The 10,166-nt window shown below is 61.4% G+C and carries 12 protein-coding genes; 10 read left to right on the top strand and 2 right to left on the bottom strand.

What is annotated here, in order from left to right; all coding sequences use genetic code 11:
• Positions 1-355 precede the first annotated feature (355 nt).
• Complete coding sequence (locus HFK74_RS23995) at positions 356-1,339, bottom strand: MDR family oxidoreductase (RefSeq protein ID WP_180205639.1); 984 nt, start codon at positions 1,337-1,339, stop codon at positions 356-358.
• A 181-nt stretch (positions 1,340-1,520) separates the two neighbouring features.
• Between HFK74_RS23995 and HFK74_RS23990 the strand changes: the two genes are divergently transcribed.
• The 8 genes from HFK74_RS23990 (at position 1,521) to HFK74_RS23955 (ending at position 7,474) form a co-directional block, all read left to right on the top strand.
• Complete coding sequence (locus HFK74_RS23990; RefSeq protein ID WP_180205638.1) at positions 1,521-2,585, top strand: nitronate monooxygenase family protein; 1,065 nt, start codon at positions 1,521-1,523, stop codon at positions 2,583-2,585.
• A 122-nt stretch (positions 2,586-2,707) separates the two neighbouring features.
• Positions 2,708-3,475, top strand: coding sequence for a molybdate ABC transporter substrate-binding protein (modA, locus tag HFK74_RS23985; protein ID WP_257230409.1), 768 nt, complete (start codon positions 2,708-2,710; stop codon positions 3,473-3,475).
• Complete coding sequence (gene modB / locus HFK74_RS23980) at positions 3,476-4,156, top strand: molybdate ABC transporter permease subunit (RefSeq protein WP_180205637.1); 681 nt, start codon at positions 3,476-3,478, stop codon at positions 4,154-4,156. It begins immediately after the preceding gene.
• A gap of 3 nt (positions 4,157-4,159) precedes the next feature.
• A complete protein-coding gene (modC, locus tag HFK74_RS23975) occupies positions 4,160-5,239 on the top strand; it encodes a molybdenum ABC transporter ATP-binding protein (protein WP_180205636.1) in 1,080 nt (359 codons plus the stop codon).
• Positions 5,240-5,315: 76 nt separating this feature from the next.
• Positions 5,316-6,335, top strand: a complete 1,020-nt coding sequence (locus tag HFK74_RS23970) for a DNA topoisomerase IB (RefSeq protein ID WP_180205635.1) — start codon at positions 5,316-5,318, stop codon at positions 6,333-6,335.
• Between the two features lie 72 nt (positions 6,336-6,407).
• A complete protein-coding gene (locus tag HFK74_RS23965) occupies positions 6,408-6,629 on the top strand; it encodes a hypothetical protein (RefSeq protein WP_180205634.1) in 222 nt (73 codons plus the stop codon).
• A 130-nt stretch (positions 6,630-6,759) separates the two neighbouring features.
• On the top strand, positions 6,760-6,990 hold the full coding sequence (locus HFK74_RS23960) for a hypothetical protein (RefSeq protein WP_008055683.1): 231 nt from the start codon (positions 6,760-6,762) through the stop codon (positions 6,988-6,990).
• A 199-nt stretch (positions 6,991-7,189) separates the two neighbouring features.
• Positions 7,190-7,474, top strand: a complete 285-nt coding sequence (locus HFK74_RS23955) for a hypothetical protein (RefSeq protein WP_180205633.1) — start codon at positions 7,190-7,192, stop codon at positions 7,472-7,474.
• A 44-nt stretch (positions 7,475-7,518) separates the two neighbouring features.
• Here the strand turns inward: HFK74_RS23955 and HFK74_RS23950 are convergent, their stop codons facing one another.
• Complete coding sequence (locus HFK74_RS23950; RefSeq protein ID WP_180205654.1) at positions 7,519-8,160, bottom strand: TetR family transcriptional regulator; 642 nt, start codon at positions 8,158-8,160, stop codon at positions 7,519-7,521.
• 179 nt (positions 8,161-8,339) lie between these two features.
• Between HFK74_RS23950 and HFK74_RS23945 the strand changes: the two genes are divergently transcribed.
• Both HFK74_RS23945 and HFK74_RS23940 read left to right on the top strand, forming a co-directional pair.
• The gene (locus HFK74_RS23945) at positions 8,340-9,173 is read left to right on the top strand and encodes an NAD(P)H-binding protein (RefSeq protein ID WP_180205632.1); all 834 of its coding nucleotides are present in this window, start codon (positions 8,340-8,342) and stop codon (positions 9,171-9,173) included.
• A 93-nt stretch (positions 9,174-9,266) separates the two neighbouring features.
• The gene (locus HFK74_RS23940; protein WP_180205631.1) at positions 9,267-9,476 is read left to right on the top strand and encodes a hypothetical protein; all 210 of its coding nucleotides are present in this window, start codon (positions 9,267-9,269) and stop codon (positions 9,474-9,476) included.
• The last annotated feature ends 690 nt before the right edge of the window (positions 9,477-10,166 follow it).

Genomic DNA, 10,166 nt, shown 5'->3' with positions numbered 1-10,166 from the left:
GCGGGAGAAGCCCTGACATCGAAAGATGCTGCGCGCCCTGTAGGAGCCGGCTTGCCGGCGAAGGCGCCCGAAAGATCATTGCAGAATTCAAGGACGCCTTCGCTGGCAAGCCAGCTCCTACAATGTTGTGTGTCAGGCATAGATCCGTGATTAGCGATTCACATCCACCATCCGCCTTCGCAATTGTCCAGCCAACAGGCGCGAAGCGGGAGAAGCCCTGACATCGAGAGATGCCGCGCTCCCTGTAGGAGCCGGCTTGCCGGCGAAGGCGCCCGAAAGATCATTGCAAAATTCAAGGACGCCTTTGCTGGCAAGCCAGCTCCTACAATGTTGTGTGTCAGGCGTAGATCCGTGATCAGCGATTCACATCCACCACCACTCGCCCCCGCAACTGCCCAGCCAACAGTCGCGGCGCGGCCTCGATCGCTTCGCTCAAACCGATTTCATGGCTGATCAGCGGCAACAAGTCGAAGTCCAGGTCATTGGCCAATCGCCCCCAGGCCTCTACCCGCCTGGCTATCGGTTGAGTCACGCTGTTGATCCCGGCCAGGGTCACGCCGCGCAGGATAAAGGGTGCCACAGAAGCCGGAAAGTCCATGCCCTGGGCCAGACCACAAGCGGCGACCGTGCCTTCGGAGCGGGTACTGGCACAGGCGTTGGCCAGGGTGTGGCTACCCACCGAGTCGATGACCGCCGCCCAACGCTCCTTGGCCAGCGGCTTGCCAGGCTCGGACAAGGTGGCACGGTCGATGATTTCGCTGGCCCCCAGTTGCTTGAGGTATTCGTGTTCCGACAAGCGCCCCGTGGAAGCGACCACCCGATAGCCGAGCTTGCTCAACAACGCGATGGCGAAACTGCCCACGCCGCCGTTGGCCCCGGTGACCAGGACCTCGCCTTGATCCGGCGTCACACCGTTGCGCTCCAGCGCCATGATGCACAGCATCGCCGTATAACCTGCCGTGCCGATGGCCATGGCCTGGGCTTCGGTGAAAACCTCGGGCAGCGCAATCAGCCACTCGCCCTTCAGGCGCGCCTTTTGCGCCAGGCCACCCCAATGCCCTTCGCCCACGCCCCAGCCATTGAGTAAAACCTTGTCGCCGACCTTGTAATCCGGATGCGTGCTGGCCTCGACGGTCCCCGCCAGGTCGATCCCCGGTACCATCGGGAATTTGCGCACCACCGGGCTGCTGCCGGTGATCGCCAGGCCATCCTTGAAATTCAGCGTGCTGTACGCCACACGTACCGTCACGTCGCCCTCGGGCAGCTGGTCCTCATTGATCTGTTGCAGTGTGGCCTGGTAACCGCTTTCGTTTTTATCGATCAAAATACCTTGGAACATTGCTGCCTCCTGGTGAGATCACCTGTTGTGGTGTGAATTAAATACCACATCGCAAAAAAATACCGTACTCGACTTTAAGCCAATACGCCGGCTGCAAACATGACTGGCATAACCTCGGGCATTGCTGCTACAAATCGAGTCCCGCCACCCTGCCCGGTTTCAACATCGGAGAACACTTCAAATGAGCCAATGGCCAGATACGCGCATCCTTGACCTGCTCGGGATCGAACTGCCGATCATCCAGGCCCCCATGGCCGGCGCCACCACGACTGACATGGTCATTGCGGCAAGCAACGCCGGCGGTCTCGGCTCGATGCCCGCCGCCATGCTGAGCGTCGAGCAGTTGCGTGAAGCGCTCAAGGACATTCGTCTACACAGCCAGCGCCCGATCAACGTCAACTTCTTCTGCCACCAACCGCCAGCGGTCGACGAACAACGCGCCCAGGACTGGAAGAACCTGCTGCAGCCCTACTATCACGAACTGGGTGTGGACTTCGATGCGCCGACGCCGGTGTCCAATCGCGCGCCGTTCGATCAGGCCGCCTGCGAAGTGGTCGAAGCGTTGCGTCCCGAGGTCGTGAGTTTCCACTTTGGCCTGCCGGAAAAAGCCCTGCTGGACCGGGTCAGGGCCACCGGGGCAAAGGTGCTGTCCTCGGCCACCACGGTCGAAGAGGCCATCTGGCTCGAGCAGCACGGCTGCGACGCGATCATCGCCATGGGCTATGAAGCGGGCGGGCACCGGGGCATGTTTCTCAGTGATGACCTGAGCAGTCAGGTGGGCACCTTCGCCCTGGTGCCCCAGGTGGTCGATGCCGTGAAGGTACCGGTGATTGCCGCCGGCGGCATTGCCGATGCACGGGGTGTGGCGGCGGCGTTCATGCTGGGCGCATCGGCGGTGCAAGTGGGTACGGCGTACCTGTTCACGCCAGAGGCCAAGGTCAGCGCCTCGCATCACCAGGCATTGCGTACCGCCAAGGAAAGCGAGACTGCGGTCACCAACATTTTCACCGGTCGTCCGGCACGGGGCATACTCAATCGGGTGATGCGCGAGCTCGGGCCGATGAGCAGCCAGGCACCGCACTTCCCACTCGCGGGCGGTGCATTGCTGCCATTGCGCGCCAAAGGCGAGGCAGACTTCAGTAATCTCTGGGCCGGACAGGCATTCACCCTGGGGGTCGAGTCGGGTACCGCCGAATTGACCCGGCGCCTGGCCGAGGAAGGGTTGGCGAAGTTGCTTCAGCGCTGACCGTCATGGCGGGCAACAACGGTCAGTGCTGCAACACATTCCGTTTAGCGGCATTTCGCTATATATTCAGATATATAACGAATCATCCCCCTTGCAACACTTGCCTGTGACGGAGCCGTTTCATGACCATTCGTGCCTCACGTTTTGCCCCCACCTGCCTGGCGAGCCTGCTCGCCGTGCTCGCCTTCGGTTCTGCCCAGGCGGACGAAGTCCAGGTCGCTGTCGCTGCCAACTTCACCGCGCCGATCCAGGCCATCGCCGCCGATTTCGAGAAGGACACCGGGCACAAACTGGTCACGGCCTTCGGTGCAACCGGCCAGTTCTACACCCAGATCAAGAATGGCGCGCCGTTCGAAGTGTTCCTCTCGGCAGACGACACCACCCCGCAAAAACTTGAGGCCGAAGGCGACACCGTCAAGGGCTCGCGCTTCACCTACGCCGTCGGCACGCTGGCGCTGTGGTCGGCCAAGGAAGGCTACGTCGATGCCAAGGGCAAAGTCCTGGCCGATAACCAGTATCAGCACCTGTCCATCGCCAACCCGAAAGCCGCGCCTTATGGCCTGGCGGCGACTCAAGTGCTGGCCAAGCAAGGCCTGACCGACAAGGTCAAGGACAAGATCGTCGAAGGCCAGAACATTACCCAGGCCTACCAGTTCGTGTCCACCGGCAACGCCGAGCTGGGTTTTGTCGCGCTGTCGCAGATCTACAAGGACGGCAAGATCACCAGCGGTTCGGCCTGGATCGTTCCGGCCGACCTGCACGACCCGATCAAACAGGACGCGGTGATCCTCAACAAGGGCAAGGACAACCCGGCTGCCAAGGCACTGGTTGAGTACCTCAAGGGGCCAAAAGCCGCTGCCGTCATCAAGTCCTACGGTTACCAGATCTAAATGTCGCTCTCGAGTGCCGACTTTTCCGCCATCTGGCTGACCCTGAAACTGGCGTCCCTGACGACCGTCATCCTGCTGATAGTAGGCACTCCGCTGGCATTATGGCTCTCGCGCACCCAATCCTGGCTGCGCGGCCCGGTCGGGGCGATCGTCGCCCTGCCCCTGGTGCTGCCGCCCACGGTGATTGGTTTCTATCTGTTGCTGGCGCTCGGCCCCCACGGGTTTGTCGGCCAGTTCACCCAATCCCTGGGGCTTGGCACCCTTACTTTCAGTTTTGCAGGGTTGGTGATCGGCTCGGTGCTGTACTCGATGCCGTTCGTGGTCCAGCCGCTGCAAAACGCTTTCTCCGCCATCGGCACCCGCCCACTGGAAGTGGCCGCGACCCTGCGTGCCGGTCCCTGGGACACCTTTTTCAGCGTTACCCTGCCCCTGGCCCGACCCGGTTTCATCACCGCGTCCATCCTCGGCTTTGCCCACACCGTCGGCGAATTCGGCGTGGTGCTGATGATCGGCGGCAACATCCCCGACAAGACCCGGGTGGTCTCGGTGCAGATCTACGATCACGTTGAAGCCATGGAATATGCCCAGGCCCATTGGCTGGCCGGGGTCATGCTGGTGTTCTCTTTTGCGGTGTTGCTGGCGCTGTACTCCAGCCGTAAAACCAAAGCGGGCTGGAGCTGATCGATGATTCAAATGCGCTTGAAGCTCAGTTATTCGGGGTTCGCCCTCGATGTCGATTTGCAGTTGCCCGGCCGTGGGGTGACCGCGCTGTTCGGGCACTCCGGTTCCGGCAAGACCACCTGCCTGCGCTGCATCGCCGGCCTGGAGCGGGCCGACGAGGGATTTATCCAGGTCAACGAGCAGCTGTGGCAAGACAGCGCCAAGGGGATTTTCATCCCGCCGCACAAGCGCGCACTGGGTTACGTGTTTCAGGAAGCCAGCCTGTTCCCCCATCTGTCGGTGCTGGCCAACCTGCAATTCGGCCTCAAGCGCATCCCCAAGCCCCAGCGCCGGGTCGACATGGCGCACGCGACCGAGTTGCTGGGCATCAGTCATCTGCTCGACCGGCATCCGCAGCACCTTTCCGGCGGTGAACGGCAGCGGGTCGGTATGGCGCGCGCCCTGCTCACCAGCCCGACACTGCTGTTGATGGACGAACCTTTGGCAGCGCTGGACGCGCAACGCAAAAGCGAGATCCTGCCTTACCTGCAACGCCTGCACGATGAGCTGGACATCCCGGTGCTCTATGTCAGCCACTCCCAGGATGAAGTCGCACAACTGGCCGACCACATCGTCCTGCTCAGCGACGGCAAGGCACTGGCCAGCGGCCCCATCGGCCAAACCCTGGCACGCCTGGACTTGCCGCTGGCGCTGGGGGACGACGCCGGCGTGGTGATCCAGGGGCATGTCGCCGCCTATGACGCCCACTACCAGCTGTTGACGCTGCAACTGCCCGATACGGACCTGAACATTCGTGTGACGCACACGCCGATGGCCACGGGCCAGGCGTTGCGTTGCAAGGTCCAGGCGCGGGATGTCAGCCTCAGCCTGTTGGGCGATTACCAAAGCAGCATCCTCAATCGCCTGCCGGTCACGGTGGTCAGTGAAATGCCCGCCGACAACAGCGCCCATGTGCTGGTGCGCCTGGACGCCGAGGGCAGCCCTTTGCTGGCGCGTATCACCCGTTATTCCCGGGACCACTTGCACTTGCACCCTGGCCAACGTCTCTGGGCGCAGATCAAGGCCGTGGCGGTGCTGGCGTAACGGCGCGGGCACGACTGGCGCGGCGCGGGGTCAATGGCTGTAACGGCCCCCCGATCCCTCGCCCAGGACAATCGCCATGCCCGATGCACTGCCCCGTGACCTGCATTACGTCGATGACACCCAGCCGGGCATCACCCGCCGGAAACTGCGCGGCAAATTCTGCTATTTCGACCCCACGGGCCAGCACATCGTCGACCCACAGGAAATCCAGCGCATCAATGCCCTGGCGGTACCGCCGGCCTACACCGACGTGTGGATCTGCACCGACCCGCGCGGCCACCTGCAAGCCACCGGCCGCGACGCCCGCGGGCGCAAGCAGTACCGCTATCACCCGCGCTGGCGCGAGGTGCGCGACAGCGACAAATACTCGCGCCTGCGTGATTTCGGCCTGGCCCTGCCAAAGTTGCGCAAACAACTGGAAGCCTTGCTGGCGGCACCGGGCTTGAGCCGCGACAAGGTCATGGCCACGGTCATCACCTTGCTCGACGCGACGCTGATCCGCGTCGGCAATACCCAGTACGCACGGGATAACCGCTCCTACGGCCTGACCACCCTGCGCAGCCGGCATGTGGAGGTCAACGGCAGTGCGATCCTGTTCCAGTTTCGCGGCAAGAGTGGCGTCGAACATCAAATCACCGTGAAGGACCGGCGACTGGCGCGGATCATCAAGCGCTGCCAGGAGATTCCCGGGCAAAACCTTTTTCAGTACCTCGATGAAAACGGTGAGCGACACACCATCACTTCCGCCGATGTGAATACCTACCTGCAAACCCTGACCGGCGCCGATTTCACCGCCAAGGATTACCGCACCTGGGCCGGCAGTGTCCTGGCCCTGGCGGTGTTGCGCGAACTTGAGTGGCAACCGGAGTCACAGGCCAAGCAGCATGTGGTGGCGATGGTCAAGGACGTCGCCAGGCAGTTGGGCAACACCCCGGCGGTCTGCCGCAAGTGCTATATCCACCCGGCGGTGCTCGAGGGTTTTTTGCTCGGTGCCCTGGCGCAATTGCCAAGGCCGAGGGTGCGTAAAGGCCTGCGGGCGGAGGAAGTCGGGCTGGCGATGCTGCTGGAGAAAATGGCCGCTGAGCCGACGAACTGACCTGCCTATTTTTTGCACGATTGCAAATGGCTTCTATAGTTGATCTGTACGCCAATCAGCTGCGGTGAAGCCATGGAAGACATTTTCGTCGTCAAGCGCTGCAACAAGATCATCATCCATGGACGCCGGGCTGGAGAAACCGTACATCAACCCGCTGAAGCCGCCGTCTGGTACCGCATCGCCGATACCCGCACCAACGGTTTCATCGGTGACGGCTACGATCTTGAATACGATGCCCAACGCATATGCCAACAGCTCAATGCCCGGTCGCAAATGACGGTCCGGCAAGGCTGACGAACATCCGCCAAGCGGTTACGGGTCTATACTGAAAAGGCGAAAGGATCAGCGCCCCATTGGTAGAAAGCTCGCTTGCGGCGGGCTTTTTACTGCCAATCTTCAGGTTTTCTCAATGGAGGTGTTCCCGATGTCCGAAAAAGAGTCCATCACCACCCTGCTCACCCTGCTCGACTCCCGTCAGGTTCGCCTGGCCGCCGCGTGCAAGGAAATCGCCGACTGGGTCGATCATCAAGGCGGACACCCGACTGCGCTCAGAATCCGTGACCGTCTGAACGACATCGAAAAGGATACACCGCTGATCCGCAATACACTGTCGTCGCTCAAGCCAGTCGACCCACCGCTGCCACGGTTCAGATGATCCCGTCTGGATACCGATGCGCAGACACGACCTGACGCGGGACGCATGACCGGCGACGCTATCGTCACCGCGTGTGTGTCTGCCTGATTCCTGCCCCCCAACCCAGCCAGGCGCTGGGATTTTTTTGTGCCCGCAAGCGGCGAACCATCAATAAAGCAGGGTTGTCCAACGATTACTTCATTGTGAAGGAGTCGTTCTGATGGTCACCCACTTCAAAGTCAGCGGGCACCTGGCCTGCGGTCACAAGGGCAGCAACCTCACCTCCACCCGGGAACTGAATCGGGTGAAATGCAGAAGCTGTCGAAACACCGACGCTTACAAAGAGGCACGCAAAACCGAACGCAATGCTGCACGCCGCGCTGCACGCAAGGCCAAAACCGCTCAGGTAGTCAATGACTGGCGTCAGGCCTGGACCGAGCGGCTGACTGCCATGGCCGGACTGCAACGGTTGCCCCGGGGTTTTCATGGGCAGGCCTTTGTCTAGAGGCAACAGGATTGGGTCGAACCCGTTGGCCCAATCCTTACTGGTTAATGGCGCACCAGCCCGAGGATTTCATGTAGCGACATGTGCTTGAAAGCCTCCACCAATCGGCGGCCCTCCTCAGGCCCGGATGAAACCGCCAGCCTCATGGTCGCCTCCCCCAAATGCCAGATCAAAAATGCCGAATCCGCCAGCCGCTGTGTGTCCGCGCCTGGCGCTACCCGCTGCATGGCTTGGGCGAGCATGTCGCCGGCGATTCGACTCTCCTGCAGCTCCAGCTGAAGCAATTGCTTGTCGGCCTGCATACCCGACCAGATATCGCGCATTGCCGGCGTCGCCAGGACGATCTCGTAATACTGTTCGAGCAGCGCCGTATAGGCTGCCTGCAACCCTTGCACATCCTCGACCGCGCCTAGCGCTGCTTCGATACATTCACGGCTCTGGGAGTTATAGCGTTCGGCCAAGGTGCGAACGATCGAGCTTTTATCGGGGAAGTACTGATAAAGCGAGCCAATCGAAATCTGCGACAGCCCGGCGATTTCACTCATCTTCACCTGATCGCTGCCCTTGCTGGCAATCAACTCCGTGGCCACGGCAAGAATTCGCTCCTGACGCTCACGGCTGCGTTGTTGCGCGGGAACCCGTCGACTCGCCGCCTGTTGGGACACTTCTGTGGTCTTGTCCGGCACGTGGCTGTCTCCCCGATCAATAACATGACAATCACTCACCTTAGCATTGCGTGCGGGCGGACCCAACAGGTCGCGTCCATACGTCGGTTTTGCGCCTCGGTCGATTGACGGAGAAACATGAGGGTTTATCATATTTTAAACATGAGCATCACTCACATTTGTAGATGGAGATGAACGCGATGAAAACCTCTCGAGAGCCCATCCTGATTCTCGGCGCGACGGGCAAAACCGGTCGGCGTATCGTTCAACGTTTGCAAGCACTCAACTTGCCTGTTCGCCAGGGCTGCCGTGGAGCCAACCCGGCCTTTGACTGGGACGATCGATCGACCTGGGCCGCGGTGCTCGAAGGTGTCCAATCCGCCTACATCTGCTATCAACCCGACCTTGCGGTGCCAGGCGCCCTGGAGAGCATCCAGGCATTCACCGACCAGGCCGTTGAACTGGGCGTGCGCAAGTTGGTGTTGTTGTCGGGCCGAGGGGAGATCGAGGCGCAACAGGCCGAAAGTGTGGTGCGCAACAGTGGCGTCGACTGGACCCTGCTCAGGGCCAGCTGGTTCTGCCAGAACTTCAGCGAAGCGCACTTTCTCGAGCCGCTGCTGGAAGGCGAGCTGGCCCTGCCCGTCGGGCCCGTCGCGGAACCCTTTGTCGACGTTGAGGACATTGCCGACGTCGCCGTTGCGGCACTGACCCAACCCGGCCACTCAGGTCAGCTCTATGAATTGACCGGGCCACGGGCGCTGACGTTTGCCGAGGCGGTCGCCGAGATTGCGCGCGCGACAAACCGCGACATCGGCTTCACCTGCGTACCGGCCGACGAGTATCGCCAAGCGCTGGAACAACAGCTTTCGCCCCCGCTGGTCGACCTGATCATGTACCTGTTCACCACTGTGCTCGATGGCCGCAACACTGCGGTCGCCGATGGCGTGCAAAAAGCGCTGGGGCGGCCGGCGCGGGACTTTCGCGACTACGTCCGGCGCACTGCTGCCGAGGGTGCCTGGGCCCGTCCGATGTGAGGCATTGGCAACAATGGGCTTCCTCGGCTAGGGTCACTTTGCGTAGAAAACCAAGGCGTCTTGATTGGCAGAAATCAACCCAAGGAGGAACCGATGTCATCCACTCGTAATGCCGAGCAAACCTATCGCCAGTGGTCCAGCCCGATCCTGCTTGAGCTCAAGGAGCGAGAGCACCAGATGTCCCCGTCAGACCGTGAGGCACTGCAAAACATTCTGCTGGAAAGAAGGCTGATCAATGTCGGCAACCCTAATGGCAGTGATCGGCGCAAGGCGGATTTGGGCAGTGAGGATAAACAGGAATAGAGAGGCGCACCTGACCCTTTTTTCGGTGTACATATCCGTTGCTGCGGTAACGGCGACTTATGGTTTCGCCCTTACGGCGACTCACTTTTTCAAACGCCGGAGTGCCGGCCCAGCAAAAAGTAAGCAAAAGGCTTTGCCCCACCACTCGGTGCCTCGCTAGGGCTCGGCATGCCCTCACTCCGGCATTGCTCCGTGGGTCGCCGCGCTGGGCCATCCATGGCCCAGCGCGGCTAAACCGGCGTCCTGCCGGTTTACCCACTGCGCAATACCTGCGTTCGGCCATCGTGGTTAACGGGGCACCCAGATCAAAAACAAAAGCGAGGCGGCCTTAAAGCCGACCTGATTTTGCTGGTGTACCCCCCCCCCGTAGGAGCCAGGCTTGCCGGCGAAGAACGATAACGCGGTACAACAGACACACCGCAGCGCCTGGTTCGCCGGCAAGCCTGGCTCCTACAGAGGGAATGCGTACGGCTCCCGATCAGGTCGGCTTTAAGGCCGCCTCGCTTTCGTGTTTGATCTTGATCTGGCTTTTGATTTTCTTGCCCCCTCGAGAGGCCGAGTGGAGGTTCTGCGCAGTGGGTAAACCGGCATGGATGCCGGTTTAGCCGCGCTGGGCCATGGATGGCCCATCGCGGCGGGCCCACGGAGCAGGACCGGAGCGAGGGCATGCCGAGCATTAGCGAGGCACCG

It is taken from the genome of Pseudomonas sp. SbOxS1, from assembly GCF_013416725.1.
Lineage (GTDB): Bacteria > Pseudomonadota > Gammaproteobacteria > Pseudomonadales > Pseudomonadaceae > Aquipseudomonas.
Note: the sequence above shows the minus strand (reverse complement) of the source record. Positions and strands in the feature narration are given on the sequence as shown.